Here is a 13400-nt window from a genome sequence, read left to right as displayed (position 1 = left end):
GCTTCCCAGCCGCTGATGACCGTAGGTTGGGGATCAACGGGGATCAAAGAAATTATGAACTCATGTTTACGTATTTCGGACTGGGGGTCAAGAGCTTGGGGATCGCTGGGGATCAAAACGGGTTTTCTGTGGGCAAAGGGTCAATAGAAATGCAACCTCTAATAAGGATCCGCAGCTGCACCTCTAGGAGGGCCGGATTGCGCGGGATCCCCTGCCAGATAAGCCTTAGGTCAGTAGGATGGGGGGAGGGTGAGCTGCACAGGAGGTGTTGTGATGCGGTGGTGGAACTGGCAACCTTTGGGCAATGTTGGCCTGGTTTTCTTGGGGATCCTCCTGGCGGGATTTGATTCGGCACCAAAGATTAGAACGGCTCATTCGCAAACCTTGTTTCCCAGTACCGCCCCCACGCCCCGAGTCATCTACCGCCTGCAAGGGGGATCCCCTCCAACCCCTTCCCCCGAAGCCGAACCAGTTGTGGAGCAACCCAGTTCAGCGGAAGCCCCTTGGCGTGTGGTGGGATCCGACGAAGTGGTGGATCCGGTGGATCCCCTGGATACTGAACTGGCGGAAGGCCCTGTCTTCAACCTCGATTTGTTACAGCAATTTGGCACCAGCCCCGGCGGCAGTGGCTCAGGATCCCGGCAGGGAGAGGTGATTGGGCCGGGCACCGGTCAAAGCGGCGTGCGTGGCTCGAGCCCAGGTTCGGGGTTTGGCCCAGGCCAAGGGTCGGGCGGGGGAACTGGGTTAGAGGCGGGCGCCCAACAGTGGGGGCCACAAACCACGGGTCTGATCGTGGATGCCCGTGGTCTAGATTTCCTGCCCAGCCAGTCGATGCGCCTGTTCGATCCCGATGGCAACCAGGTCTATACCCCCCTCAATCTCAGCCAAGACCTGAATGCGGCCTTTGTGGGAAGTGAGGGCACCGCCGCCTATGCCACTTCCGAAGAGCAGGCCCGCTCACTGGTGAATCGCATCGGAGAACGCCCCCACCACATTCGCGCCATTCGCACCCTTGGTTACGACTTGGTGATCACGGCTGAAGATGCCTTCAGTTTGCGCCAGATGAACGAGGTGGACGGCTTTTTGAATAATTTCGCGGTGGTGGTGATCTGGGATGCCAACCAGGCCAGCCTGCCTTAGGGAAAAGCTAGTTCTATTTTTTGCTATTTTTTGAGGCCGCCCCCTGCGCGTGGAATGCTAGCCTAACGGCTGTCCTTTTGGGTGTAACGCCTTGACTATGCAGCGGTTCGCTGACCAGCCCCTGGGAGCACACCCCCACATTGCCGTCTTCTCCTCGACGAAGGTGGGCAATTTTGTCGTCACCATTCCGTTGTTGCGAGGTCTCAAGGAGAAATACCCCGGCTGTGTGCTGGATTTTTTTGGCAGCGAGATCACCCACGACTTCGAAATCCATTGCCCCTATATCGACTTCAGCTTTCCCCTCTACAGCCGCCGTCCAGACTATCTAGAAGCTCTTACGACTGCGGTGCGAGAGCGGGTGGCTCAGGCGGGATCCTACACTTTGGCGGTGAATTGCGATGAATTTAGCGAATTGAACCTAGTAGCGGTGACGGCTTTACGCCCCCAGTACATTGCCGGAGCCGGTTTGACCCTCGATTTTCGCCGCAAGCTGGAGCCCGGCTCTGACCCCGTGCAACGCATGCTCCAGGATGACGACTGGAATAGCCCAGAGTTTTTGCAGCGCTACAGGGATGTGCTCAGCAGCAACTACATCGCCGAGATCTTCTGCCGCTTGGCCTATGTCGAGACCGATTTTTTCCGTTTGGAGTTGCCCAGCCGGGATCCCGATTTTCCGGTGCCGGAGGTCTTGGTGCACATCACCACCACCCGCAGCGCCAAAATGTGGCGGCTGGACTATTGGAAACAGGTGATCGAGTGGTGCGAGGGGCAAGGGCTGCAGGTGGGCTTAATTGGCAGTGCCCCGGAGGTGCAGCGATCCCTCTATCACGCGGGTAGTAGCGAGGATGACCTGTTGGCCCAGACCGGGATGCTCGACTTGCGGGGCAAAACCTCCCTGATCGAACTGGCAGGGGCGCTGAAACGAGCCAAGGTGTGCATTTCTGTGGATGCGGGCCCGATGCACATTGCAGCGGCGGTGGGCTGTCCAACCATTGCCCTATTTGGCAACGATGCCGATGGGGACGGAGCAAGCCCAGTCCGGCTGTGGGCACCTCGCATGGCCCAGGTTTATGTCACCCAAACCGCCTACAAATGTCAGGTTTGCTTGGAAAAGAAATTTAAGAACGAAGGCTGCCTGGTGGAAGGGCACCCCTGTATGGCCCACCTCGCTCCCGAAACGGTGATCGGCTACTTACAAGAAATCCTATAGAAATCCTGAGCTCAGTATCATCTGTATCCATCTTTTGCGGAGGAGCACAGTCCGGCCACCCCAAGATCCCGATTAGGCTAATTATTTAGTGCTTAAAACGTTTGGGTGTGAGCTGTGGTTCTGGGGACATGGTATCGTCGGCAGGTCTGCCGCTTTGAGCAACTGGGAAAGGTAGAGGCTTGGCAGGGGGTTGCCCTGATATTGCTGGCCACGGGCTGTTTTGCCTCTCTAGGGGCGATCATCCGGCTCAACTCCCCTGCCATTCATCCCTTTCAGATTGTCTTTTTGCGCAATCTGTTTGGGTTTCTCACCCTTTCACCGTTGGTGCTGCAGGCAGGGCTCCAGTCGTTGCGCACCGCCAAGATGGGCCTTTACCTATCGCGGGGGGTGATCAGCACCGTGGGGATGTTGCTCTCCTTTTGGGCCGCCAGCATTTTGCCCTTGGCGGAGGCCACGGCATTGAGCTTTACCCAATTGCTGTTTGCCAGCTTGATTGCGGTGTTGGTGTTACAGGAGCGGATGCAGGCTTACCGTTGGCTGGCTTTGACTCTTGGGTTTGCTGGGGCTTTGGTGATGTTGAGGCCGGGGTTTCAGGGGGGATCCCTGGGTATATGGCTCACCTTGATCGCTTCGGCCCTCTTTGCCTGGGTAACAATCGTGATCAAAATGCTGTCGCGCACTGAGTCGAGTGTAACGATTACCGCTTACATGGGCCTGCTGCAAACGCCGATGTCCTTTCTGGCCGCCATTTGGGTATGGACCTGGCCCTCTCCTGAGCAATGGCTGTGGATGGTGGCGATGGGGTTGTTGGGTACCATCGGGCAGGTGGCCCTCACCCAAGCCTATAAGTTGGCGGATGTCACGACGGTGATGCCTCTGGATTTCTCGCGCCTGATCTGGGCTAGCTTAATCGGATTTTGGGTCTTCGCCGAGATCCCGGATTTGTGGACCTGTGTGGGCGGAGCACTCATCTTTGCCGGAGCTACATCGGGAGTGTACGGCGAGGCCCGCTGGAGAATGCTGCAAACCCAGGCCCGTACCAGTGGTGTCTAGCTCATTGCCCTTGCGTGTAGGGTGACTGCCGCGCCGGACAGGAAGACTGAACAATCAGGGTGGTACCCAAGCTGACGAAGGGATCCCTTGCAGTAAATAAACCGGATTCAGAGGGGCAAAACGGGTCCCCTCAGCCAGGGTGGTCGAACGGGAGATCTGGATGTGCTCTACCCTGACTTGCCAGCCCTGAGAGCGTAGCCATTGCAGAGTTTCGCTACAGGTTTCCAGCGTGGCGAAGTTGGCCACCAAAACCCCTTGGGGCCTGAGCCGGGCCTGCAATAGGGGCAGCAGGGATTCCATGGATTTCCCCCCACCTCCAAGCAAAACGCGATCCGGATCCGGCAAAGACTCCAATATCTTTGGGGCCGTACCTGGGATCACCCGGACATTCTCAAGGCTAAAGCGTTGAATATTGCGCTCAATCAAGCGAATACCCATGGCGTTGCGTTCGATCGCGTACACCTGCAGCCCCGCCGATAATCGCGCTATTTCGATGGCGACTGAACCTGTGCCCGCACCAATATCCCACACAACTCCTGCTCGTGGCAGTTGCAGGGCTCCCAAGGTAAGCAGACGAATGGCCTGTTTGGTGATCAGGCCCGGTTGATCCGGAAAGGTATGAAATTGATCATCCGGGATCCCCACCAGCGGCCAGTGAGTGGGATCCGGTTCCAGTTCAACCCGCCGCAGCACCACTAGATTGGGACTGGGGAAGGGTTGATCCTGGTATGCCTCTAGGGGGACTATCTGTTCTTGAGGGGATCCCAGTTGGCTACACACCCAAGCTTGATAGCGAGTGGGCAAGCGTAAATCCTGGATCAATTGCATCAGTAGGCTGGGGGAATGCTGCGGATCCGTCAGCACAACAACCGGGGAAGAGCCCTGTTTAAGGATGGGTTCTAGCCCCTCTAATCCTCGCCCATGCACACTGAAAATCGTTGCCTCCTGCCAAGGGATTTGCAATCGATTCAGGGCCAACTGCACCGAGCTGACTTGGGGATAAAAGACTAATTCTTCCGCACAAAAGTGCTCCGTGAGCAACCTCCCAATGCCAAAAAAGAGGGGATCCCCACTGGCTAACAACACCAAAGATCCTTGGGCCAGTTCTTGTTTCAAGAGCGGGATCCAACCCTCCACAGCTCCGGTCAAAGGCACCTTGCGAGCCGGATGATCAGCAAAATGGTGCAGAAGATGGGGCACCCCGGCCAAGGTTTGCGCTTCGGATAGGGGTGGGATCCCCCAAGAGGCAACGGAACCATCCAGGGCTATCCCCACCACTGCTAGCTTGGAGGGCCGGGCAGATGGATTGACTGTAGCCATTTAACGTTCAATGGGTGGGTGGTATTGGCGCATAGGGTTGAGAAAATCCAGGCGCAGCTCGGCCACTTCCCGCTGTATTTCCCGAATGAACCCCAGTTGAGCCTCGATCAGACGGCCATCCCGTTCCCGAAACTGCTCGTTCCGGGGTCGTGAGGCCAGCCTGTCATCAAACTACCCGACACTCTATGCTAGGCATAGAGCGCGGGCTTTCAGTAGCCCTCCAGTTATCTTGCTAGATAACCAGGAACCTCAGTGCTCTCGAACTTTTGGGTTAGGTCTTGCCCATTCCAGTGCTGCCCCTCCGAAGTGTGTGCAATATCGGTACGCCCCAAATCCACACCCAAAACTGCTTCTGTTTCCTGCGACTCTGGCGGCTCCGACTCCAGACCTATCTGGAGGTAATAGGAGCCATCTTTTCGCTTGACTAGCGTGGCAGACTTGGGGTGAGAACCTGCTAGCATCCCTCTGTGGTAGTTGCCGATTGCCAATTCAAAGCGCTCCCGACCCTCAACGGTGGTGCGTGAAACCGTCCAGTCTTTCTGTCGCAACGAGAAGATGCGGGCGTCATAGGTGACAAACCCAACCTTAAACACTTTCACCAGACGATGCTTTTGGTTGGCAACTTTACAAGAGCCTGACAAGAGCCTGCCACTCGCCTGCAGACCTGTTGAGCCAGATTACTCGACAGACCAAAGCGAGCACGAACCTCGTAGTAGCAGAGGGATTGCAACTTCACTGCATTGACTATCTGCTCTGGCGTGTTCTGGTTCACCCAGTTCAACGCCTGCACAAAGGCCTCCCAAGTCGCATCCAATTTCATGGCTTGCGGTTCAGATGCCTTGAGTTTGCAGAAGATAGTCAGGACTTGATTCATGGCTCCATTCTGTTTCATCAGAGTGAGGTTGTCTGTATGTCCGATAGATTCTTCTCCGGCTGCGTGCCTACGCCGGACGCGCATTCCTCCCGACCCTATGCCTCCGGCACAACGGCTTTGCCAGAGCGCGGGGCTCCTGCTGCTCTAGCTGACTGGTGCTTTCTCAGGGATCCCGCAAACGGTAGCCCCGGGGAGTAACCAGTCTTTGGCCGTACTGAAAGGTGTTAGAGTTGCCGATCAGCACCAGTGTCAACATATCCACTTGCTCGGGATCCAAATCCGCAAGCGTGGTAAGGTGGAGCGCTTGTCCGGGGCGGTAAAGGTTACGGGCCAAGGCCACCGGGGTATGGCCAGAACGTGTCTGCAAAAAAATGTGAATGGCTTTGAGGAAGGGATCCAGCCGTTGTTTGGAGCGTGGATTGTAGAGAGCGACCACAAAATCGGCGGTGGCGGCTGCCTGGAGGCGCTTTTCGATCACCGGCCAAGGAGTGAGCAAATCTGATAGAGAAATGGCGCAAAAGTCATGCATCAAAGGGGATCCCAACTGGGCTGCTGCTGCCTGTAGCGCTGAAATGCCGGGTAATACCTCCAGGGAAGGTTGGATCCCATCCCATTCCTTTTGGGCCAAACACTGCAACACCAGGCCTGCCATGCCATAAATGCCCGCATCTCCAGAAGAGATCACAGCTACCCTAAGCCCTTGTTCTGCCCAGGTGATGGCTCTTTCCGCCCGCTGGATCTCCTGGGTAATGGGGGAGGGATCCCGAATTTGGCCGGGGTGCAACAGAGGCTCAATCAAGTCCAGGTAGAGTTGATAACCGATCACCGCATCCGCTTGGGTGAGGGCCATACGAGCAGCAAGGGTAAGCTGGGCCAGCTCCCCAGGGCCAGTACCGATCAGCCACAGGTGTCCAGAGCGCGGCGAGTATTCTCGGGGGGCACGGGCGATCGCCAGGGTACAGGCTTCCTTGGAGGGGGAAGTGCAAACTCGTTTGGGGCAGATTAAGGTTGCTTGGGGAGCCGCAGTTTCGTGAACAGACTTCTGGCGCAGCTGGCTTCGAGACTCTGCCGCTAGTAGAGCAGCCGCCTCCGCCACCGAAGGGGTACCCACCGCTTGACGAACTATTTCTGAAGGGTGTGGTACCGGGATCCCAGCCAGGTCTTCAGCCGCAAAGAAGTGGAGGGGCCAATCGTACGCCTGAGCCAGTTCCAGAAGCCCCGATTCGTCTTGCTTCACCGCTAAGGTGGCCAAACCGGCAATGGCTTCCCAGGCCAGCCCCTGTTCCTGGAGGAGCTGCCGCAGGGATCCCTCCAGCCAAGCTCGGCTGGTGCCCCGTTCACAGCCAATCCCGACCCAAAGCATCCGCGGATGCCAGTTCACGGTTGGGATCCCTGTTGTGGGAAGGGTCTGTTCGCCGATGTAAATTTGGGCCACGGCCTGCGCCGTTGGGGTGAACAGCCGTTGCTCCGCAGGCCAAGCCCGCCGCCAAAGTTCTGTGCCACAGGTTTGCTGCACCTGTACAGGCTCTCCCCGGCTCAGGGCCACCGCCACCTGAGTCCAATCCCCTTTTCCCCGCCGCCACCCATAGGGATCCCCGAGCAAATCCAAAGGTGGGATCCCCAATCCCTCGGAACCAGACGTCAGCACCGGCTCTACCCCCAAAGCGGCAGCCACCCGCCGGGCTAAGGCATCGGCGCCGCCCACATGTTCTCCACACAAGCTGATCACCCAGCGGCCCGCCTCATCCACCACCACCACTGCCGGATCGCTGTGCTTATTCTGCAGTAAAGGGGCAATCAAGCGTACCACTGAGCCAGTGGCCAAGACAAATAGACACCCTTGCACCTGCAGCCAGATGTGGGCAACTGCTTCTGAGAGGGATCCCGGCCCAGAAGGGTTGCTGGGATCGGCGTAGGCTTGCCAGGGCTTGGGAAGGGGATCCCCGTTGGGGTTGGCTTTGCTCCAGTAGAGGATGGCATCTGGCGGACTAGAATCAGACTCCGCATCTTGGGTCGTGAGCGGTTGGCGGGTCAGAAGGGATCCCAGTTGAGCGGCAATCTGGCGGCCATGCGGGGTCGGGGCAAAGAGGGCAAGCTTCATAGAGTGGGGGGTGAACTCCTGTTAGATCCATTACAGTTCATATGGCTTTCATACAGACTCATTCCCTACAGCCTTTTGCGACTTCACACAGGCCCTTGAGCTAGGCAAAGAACCTTATGGAGCAAGGGATTGACCTGAATCTGCTGTATCAGATAACACTGGAAAAGGCTGTATCTGCTCAGAATCTGAATCAGAAGGCCTTGGGCAAAAGCAACAGCAGGCTGGGAGTAAAATAGCCTCACCTGAGGTCGGAGAACACTGTGGTGAGGATCCCATCCCGTCGTCGATTTTTGCTCAGTTCCGCCGCCCTACTACTGGGAGCCTGTGGTGCAAGAGGTGCAAGACCCGTGGGTACAAATACGTCTAATGGGGGAACTGGGATCCGCCTCCGCTTTTGGACGATGCAACTGAAACCCACCTTCGAGGACTACCTAAACCGGGTGATCGCCAACTTCCAGAGCCAATACCCCGATACCCGTGTGGAATGGGTGGATGTGCCCTGGGGGGAAATGGAAACCAAAATCCTGACGGCAGTGGCCGCCAACACAGGCCCAGATGTGGTCAACCTCAATCCGCCTTTTGCCAGCAAACTTGCCGAACGGGATGCTCTTGTGGATCTGGAGATGCAGGTCTCTGCAACGGAGCGAGCCGCCTATTTCCCTAACCTCTGGCGGGCCAACCAACTGGTGCGAGCCGGATCCAGCTCCGCGGTCACCTTTGGCCTGCCCTGGTACGTGGCCAGTGACATTACCCTCTACAACCGGGCTTTACTGGAAAAAGCTGGCTTAGATCCCGATACCCCTCCCAGTACCTATGCTGAGTTAGCCCAGCTCGCCCCCCAAATCCGGGAGCGCACCGGCAAGTACGCCTTCATGTTGACCATGGATGGAGCGCAGGTGCTGGAGGCGATGGTGCAGATGGGCCTGCCGCTGCTGGATGAAAACGGGAAAGCAGGGTTCGACAATCCGGCGGGAGAAGCGGCCTTTGCTTACTGGGTGGAGTTATTTCAGTCGGGCGGGATCCCACGGGAGGTGCTCACAGAAAGCCACCGCCGCACCCTGGAGCTGTATCAATCGGGGGAACTGGCCTTTTTGCTAACCGGGCCGCAGTTTTTACGGCAAATCCAAGAAAATGCCCCCGATATTGCCGCTGTGACGGATGTGGCCCCCCAAATTGCTGGAGCTGATGGGCGCGTCAGTGCGGCGGTGATGAATGTGGCTATTCCCAAAGCAACCCCCCATCCAGAGCGGGCGGTGCACCTGGCCCTCTTCCTCACGAATGCCGAGAACCAACTGGAATTTTCCCAGTTGGCCAATACCCTACCCTCTACGGTGGCGACGGCGGCGGATCCCTATTTTACGGGTACAGCTGCAACGGTGTTGGACAAAGCTCGCCTGGTCAGTGCCGCCCAACTGGAGCGTTCGCAGGTGTTGATCCCTCCGATGGAAAGATTGGCAGATTTGCAAAACATCCTCTACGAAGAGTTGCAACGGGCGATGTTGGCAGAAAAGTCGGTGCAGGCAGCGGTGCAGGATGCGGCCCAACGCTGGAATGGCTAAAGAAGATTCATCTCCGTCCTCGTCCCCACAGAGAGGGGAACAGGTCTGGATCCGCTCCGGCCCCTACCTGTTTCTATTGCCGGCCCTGATATTGATGGGGATTGCCACCTTTTGGCCGATGTTGCAAGCTCTCTACCTGAGTTTGACCCGCTATGACCTGCTCAGTGCCCCCACCTGGGTTGGCCTAGAAAACTACCGCCGCCTGACCTGGGATCCCCTCTTTTGGAAAGCCTTAGGGAATACGCTGCTCTACGTGGCTTTGGTGGTGCCGCCCCTAGTGTGGCTACCACTGGGATTGGCGATTCTGGTGAATCGGTCATTGCCTGGAATTGGGATGTTTCGCTTGCTCTACTACCTGCCGGTGGTGTTTTCGGTGGTGGTGGCGGGCTTGGCCTGGCGTTGGCTGTACGCGGAAAATGGCCTCTTGAATCACATCCTTTCGCTGGTAGCGGGGCATGCGGTGTGGATCCCGTGGTTGACGGATCCCCGCTGGGCCTTGTTTGCCGTTAGTTTGGTCACCCTCTGGAAGGGCTTGGGCTACTACATGGTCATCTACCTGGCAGGGTTGCAAGGGATCCCAACCCCTTTGTACGAAGCCGCCGCTCTGGATGGGGCCAACCGCTGGCAGCAACACCGCTGGATTACCCTACCCCTGATGCGCCCCTATCAACTCTTGGTGCTGATTCTCTCCACCATTGCTGCCATGAAGGTGTTTGAAGAAGTGTACTTGCTCACCCGCGGCGGCCCGGTCTACAGCACCCTCACCCTGGTCTACTACCTTTACGAACGCGGGATCCGCCATTTAGAAATGGGCTATGCCTCGGCGATGGGGTTGGTGTTGTTTGGGGTGGTGTTACTGTTGTCGTTAGGGGCCGTTCAGCTTTATTCCAAAGAAGAGCGACATTAATGAGCGACATTAATGAATCATGTGGATCAGGCTTAGAAAAGACAACTCAGAAGACTACATCTCTGCCAACAATTCTTTTTGATAGAGACCGATACAGGCTTGAATTAGATCCCCCAACTCCCCCTCCAGAATCGGTTGCAGAGGGAAGTTCTGATTCAGGCGGTGGTCGGTGACGCGGTTGTCTTTGTAGTTGTAGGTGCGAATTTTCTCCGAGCGGGATCCCGTACCCACCTGCATGCGCCGGTTGGAGCTAATCGAGGCCAGTTGTTCTTGCAGTTTGATCTCGTAGAGCTTGGCCCGCAAAATTTGCATAGCCCGCTGCCGGTTCTGCAATTGCGACCGTTCTTCGGTACAAAACACGCGGATGCCAGTGGGCTTGTGGATCAAATCCACCGCCGTTTCCACCTTGTTGACGTTTTGGCCACCTGCCCCGCCGGATCGGGCTGTCTTCATTTCAATATCTTTTGGGTCGATCACCACATCCACTTCATCCACTTCGGGCATGACCGCCACGGTTGCCGTCGAGGTGTGGACACGCCCTTGAGCTTCTGTGGCTGGCACCCGCTGTACCCGATGTACCCCAGCTTCAAACTTGAGCTTGCTGTAAACCTGATCCCCTTGAATTTCCAGGATCGCTTCTTTATAACCCCCCAGTTCCCCTTCCGAGAGGCTCGCCAAGCGTACCGACCACCCCAAGCTCTCGGCATAGCGAATGTACATGCGGGCCAAATCCGCTGCCCACAAGGCCGCCTCATCTCCACCCGTACCGGCGCGAATCTCCAACATGATGTTTTTGTCATCGTTGGGATCCCGAGGCAACAACAGGATGGTGAGCTGCGCTTCGAGCTGTTCCTGCCGAGAGCGCAATTCCTGTAGCTCCAGCGTGGCCATTGCCGCCATATCCGGATCGGAAGCGGACTCCCGCAACACTTCTTCGGCTTGCTTGAGATCTCGGATCAGGTTTTGCCAGTCGTGAAAGGCCTGAACGGTCGCCTCCAGGGAGGAACGGGCTTTGGCGATGCGTTGCAACTCAGCTGGGTCAGTGGCCACGTCCGGATCCGCTAGACGCACCGTCAGTTCATCAAAGGTGGTTTCGACGTTTTTGAGCTGATCGATCAGTTGAGCAGAAGCCATAGACCTAGCGCCAAGAAGAATTCAAGCGTTGTTCACAACACCCAGGCCCTGTGCGCTACTTGGCCTTTTTGCTGCCCCCCATGCCGTATTTGCGCATGAACTTCTCCACACGACCTTCGCTGTCAATGATCTTTTGGCTGCCCGTGAAAAAGGGGTGATTGCCCGACCAGACATCCACTTTCAGCTCCGGCTGAGTGGATCCCACAGTCATCACCACCTCTCCATTGCAAATCACCTTGGCCTCCGGGTACCACTGCGGGTGCAATCCTTTTTTCGGCATGACAACCTCCAAGTTGACCTGATGTCCATCCATGAAAAACAATGACAAGGATCCCAGTCAATCCCCAACCTAACCAAGAATTAACGCTTCGAGTATTGGGGGGCTTTGCGGGCCTTGCGCAAGCCGTACTTCTTCCGTTCCACCGCCCGCGGATCCCGTTTCAAGTAGCCCTCCACTTTGAGGGGGCTACGGTTGGCGGGATCCATCTCACACAGGGCCCGTGCCACCCCGAGTTTGATCGCATCCGCCTGGCCATGAACTCCGCCGCCGTGGGCCCGCACCAGAATATCGTAGGCGTTTTCCAACCCGAGAATCTCCAGCGGCCCCTTCACATTGGCCAACAATAGTTCCTGGTACTGCAAATACTGGTCGCCCGGTCTGTCATTAATCGTGACCTGGCCAGTACCCGGCACCAAACGGACACGGGCAATGGCGGTTTTGCGGCGTCCGGTTCCCCAATAGACGGCTGGGCTGCTGCTCGCTTGCGTCATGCTTTTGCTCCTGGGATCGTGTTGAGAGGATAAACCTGAGGCTGTTGTGCCTCGTGGGGGTGCTGTGGCCCAACGTAGACCTTCAGCTTGGTGAACTGTTGGCGGCCCAAGCGGGTGTGGGGCAACATACCTTTGATGGCTTTTTCCACCACCCGTTCCGGTAAGCGGGCTTGGAGTTGAGCAAAGGTTTCGGTTTTCATCCCACCAGGACGGCCAGAGTGGCGCCGATAAATCTTCTGGGTGCGCTTTCTGCCGGTGATCGCCACTTTTTCAGCATTGATCACAATGACATAATCACCCATATCTAGGTGAGGGGTAAAGTCGGGCTTGTGTTTACCCCGCAACAGGGTAGCAACAGCAGTGGCCAAGCGACCCAGTCGCTGATCGGCGGCATCCACTAGGTACCACCGAGGGGTCGTGGTTTGCGGGGTGGGAAGGGGGGTTTTGTTCATAGCAGGAAAAGGAAAAGATCAACCGAAGGAATGGGCAAGAGGAGCGAGAGTCGGAGGAGGAGCGGCTAGCGGCAGAACCCAAAACGGGGGGGAATGGGCAAAAAGCTGGCCAAAAGGATCCGCAGCATAGCCCACATCCGTCAGGCATAACCCTTGCGGCGGGGCACTGTAGCGGGTGCGCATCTGGCTCCAGTCGTTCTGTTGCCACAGCCGCACAAAACCCTCTGGGCTGAGTTCGCCACGACCCACCACCTGCAGGGATCCCACCAACAGCCGCATCATGCGATAGAGAAAGCCACTGGCCTGCACTTCGATGCTGACCATCTCCCCCAACCGTTGGCAAAGCACCTCCTGCACCTGAACTGTAGAGTGGGCTCGTTTGGATCCCGTGCAGCGAAAGGCTTCCAGACTGTGCTCCCCCAGCAGTGAGTTGAGGGCTTCTGACATTCGTTCCACCTGAAGGGGCCAGCGCACATGCCAACTGAACAACCGCCAGAAGACATCCGGGCGCTCCCGGTTCAGGATCAGGTAACGGTACCGTCGCCGTGTTGCCGAAAAACGGGCATGCCAGGAATCGGGCACTTCCGCCGAGGCCAGCACCGCCACATCCTCCGGCAGACAGGCATTCAAAACCCTGCTCCAATCGCTGGGGCGAATGGTAGAGGTGGTGTCAAAATGGGCCATTTGCCCAGCCGCATGCACCCCTGCATCCGTCCGTCCGGCCCCATGCAAGATGACTTTGTGCCCCGCCCGAGAAGCGATCGCCTCTTCCAAAACCCCCTGCACGCTGCGGTGGGCCGCCTGACGCTGCCAACCATGAAAGGCGCTGCCGAGGTATTGAACTCTAAGGGCGATGCGACGGTACTGCATGGGATCCCT

Annotated in this window: 12 protein-coding genes and 1 pseudogene; 5 read left to right on the top strand and 8 right to left on the bottom strand. The window is 57.3% G+C overall.

Annotation, left to right across the window (positions count from 1 at the left end; all coding sequences use genetic code 11):
- The first annotated feature begins 273 nt into the window (after positions 1 to 273).
- The 3 genes from L1047_RS14005 (at position 274) to L1047_RS13995 (ending at position 3403) form a co-directional block, all read left to right on the top strand.
- Complete coding sequence (locus tag L1047_RS14005) at positions 274 to 1140, top strand: hypothetical protein (RefSeq protein WP_235279571.1); 867 nt, start codon at positions 274 to 276, stop codon at positions 1138 to 1140.
- A gap of 97 nt (positions 1141 to 1237) precedes the next feature.
- Positions 1238 to 2350 (top strand): glycosyltransferase family 9 protein, encoded by a 1113-nt coding sequence (locus L1047_RS14000; protein WP_235279570.1) that lies wholly within the window; start codon positions 1238 to 1240, stop codon positions 2348 to 2350.
- Between the two features lie 114 nt (positions 2351 to 2464).
- Entirely contained in the window at positions 2465 to 3403 is a 939-nt protein-coding gene (locus L1047_RS13995; RefSeq protein WP_235279569.1) for a DMT family transporter, read from the top strand.
- A 54-nt stretch (positions 3404 to 3457) separates the two neighbouring features.
- Here the strand turns inward: L1047_RS13995 and cbiE are convergent, their stop codons facing one another.
- From cbiE to cobJ, 3 genes and pseudogenes are all read right to left on the bottom strand, one after another.
- Complete coding sequence (gene cbiE, locus L1047_RS13990; protein WP_235279568.1) at positions 3458 to 4723, bottom strand: precorrin-6y C5,15-methyltransferase (decarboxylating) subunit CbiE; 1266 nt, start codon at positions 4721 to 4723, stop codon at positions 3458 to 3460.
- 266 nt (positions 4724 to 4989) lie between these two features.
- Positions 4990 to 5597, bottom strand: a pseudogene (locus L1047_RS13985) (RNA-guided endonuclease TnpB family protein); the annotation flags it as partial.
- 163 nt (positions 5598 to 5760) lie between these two features.
- Positions 5761 to 7698 (bottom strand): precorrin-3B C(17)-methyltransferase, encoded by a 1938-nt coding sequence (gene cobJ / locus L1047_RS13980; protein WP_235279567.1) that lies wholly within the window; start codon positions 7696 to 7698, stop codon positions 5761 to 5763.
- Positions 7699 to 8045: 347 nt separating this feature from the next.
- On the opposite strand from cobJ, the gene L1047_RS13975 reads away from it, so the two are divergent.
- Both L1047_RS13975 and L1047_RS13970 read left to right on the top strand, forming a co-directional pair.
- Positions 8046 to 9257, top strand: a complete 1212-nt coding sequence (locus L1047_RS13975; protein ID WP_235279566.1) for an ABC transporter substrate-binding protein — start codon at positions 8046 to 8048, stop codon at positions 9255 to 9257.
- Positions 9258 to 9351: 94 nt separating this feature from the next.
- The gene (locus L1047_RS13970) at positions 9352 to 10164 is read left to right on the top strand and encodes a carbohydrate ABC transporter permease (protein WP_235279699.1); all 813 of its coding nucleotides are present in this window, start codon (positions 9352 to 9354) and stop codon (positions 10162 to 10164) included.
- A gap of 54 nt (positions 10165 to 10218) precedes the next feature.
- Here L1047_RS13970 and prfA read toward each other — a convergent pair whose 3' ends face one another.
- The 5 genes from prfA to truA all read right to left on the bottom strand — a co-directional run bounded on the left by prfA (position 10219) and on the right by truA (position 13391).
- Entirely contained in the window at positions 10219 to 11298 is a 1080-nt protein-coding gene (prfA, locus tag L1047_RS13965) for a peptide chain release factor 1 (protein ID WP_235279565.1), read from the bottom strand.
- A 55-nt stretch (positions 11299 to 11353) separates the two neighbouring features.
- The gene (rpmE, locus tag L1047_RS13960; RefSeq protein ID WP_235279564.1) at positions 11354 to 11578 is read right to left on the bottom strand and encodes a 50S ribosomal protein L31; all 225 of its coding nucleotides are present in this window, start codon (positions 11576 to 11578) and stop codon (positions 11354 to 11356) included.
- A gap of 80 nt (positions 11579 to 11658) precedes the next feature.
- Entirely contained in the window at positions 11659 to 12069 is a 411-nt protein-coding gene (rpsI, locus tag L1047_RS13955; RefSeq protein WP_235279563.1) for a 30S ribosomal protein S9, read from the bottom strand.
- The gene (gene rplM / locus L1047_RS13950; protein ID WP_235279562.1) at positions 12066 to 12521 is read right to left on the bottom strand and encodes a 50S ribosomal protein L13; all 456 of its coding nucleotides are present in this window, start codon (positions 12519 to 12521) and stop codon (positions 12066 to 12068) included. Before rplM ends, rpsI begins: the two co-directional genes overlap by 4 nt.
- A gap of 18 nt (positions 12522 to 12539) precedes the next feature.
- On the bottom strand, positions 12540 to 13391 hold the full coding sequence (gene truA / locus L1047_RS13945; protein WP_235279561.1) for a tRNA pseudouridine(38-40) synthase TruA: 852 nt from the start codon (positions 13389 to 13391) through the stop codon (positions 12540 to 12542).
- Positions 13392 to 13400: the final 9 nt, after the last annotated feature.

This window comes from Synechococcus sp. Nb3U1 (assembly GCF_021533835.1).
Classification (GTDB): Bacteria; Cyanobacteriota; Cyanobacteriia; order Thermostichales; family Thermostichaceae; genus Thermostichus.
This window is presented reverse-complemented; position numbering and strand designations above follow the sequence as displayed.

Coding starts and splice junctions, on each gene's coding strand:
- truA (WP_235279561.1), bottom strand. CDS start 13,391: ATGCAGTACCGTCGCATCGCCCTTAGAGTTCAATACCTCGGCAGCGCC.
- rpsI (WP_235279563.1), bottom strand. CDS start 12,069: ATGACGCAAGCGAGCAGCAGCCCAGCCGTCTATTGGGGAACCGGACGC.
- rpmE (WP_235279564.1), bottom strand. CDS start 11,578: ATGCCGAAAAAAGGATTGCACCCGCAGTGGTACCCGGAGGCCAAGGTG.
- cbiE (WP_235279568.1), bottom strand. CDS start 4,723: ATGGCTACAGTCAATCCATCTGCCCGGCCCTCCAAGCTAGCAGTGGTG.
- prfA (WP_235279565.1), bottom strand. CDS start 11,298: ATGGCTTCTGCTCAACTGATCGATCAGCTCAAAAACGTCGAAACCACC.
- L1047_RS14000 (WP_235279570.1), top strand. CDS start 1,238: ATGCAGCGGTTCGCTGACCAGCCCCTGGGAGCACACCCCCACATTGCC.
- L1047_RS14005 (WP_235279571.1), top strand. CDS start 274: ATGCGGTGGTGGAACTGGCAACCTTTGGGCAATGTTGGCCTGGTTTTC.
- rplM (WP_235279562.1), bottom strand. CDS start 12,521: ATGAACAAAACCCCCCTTCCCACCCCGCAAACCACGACCCCTCGGTGG.
- L1047_RS13970 (WP_235279699.1), top strand. CDS start 9,352: ATGGGGATTGCCACCTTTTGGCCGATGTTGCAAGCTCTCTACCTGAGT.
- cobJ (WP_235279567.1), bottom strand. CDS start 7,698: ATGAAGCTTGCCCTCTTTGCCCCGACCCCGCATGGCCGCCAGATTGCC.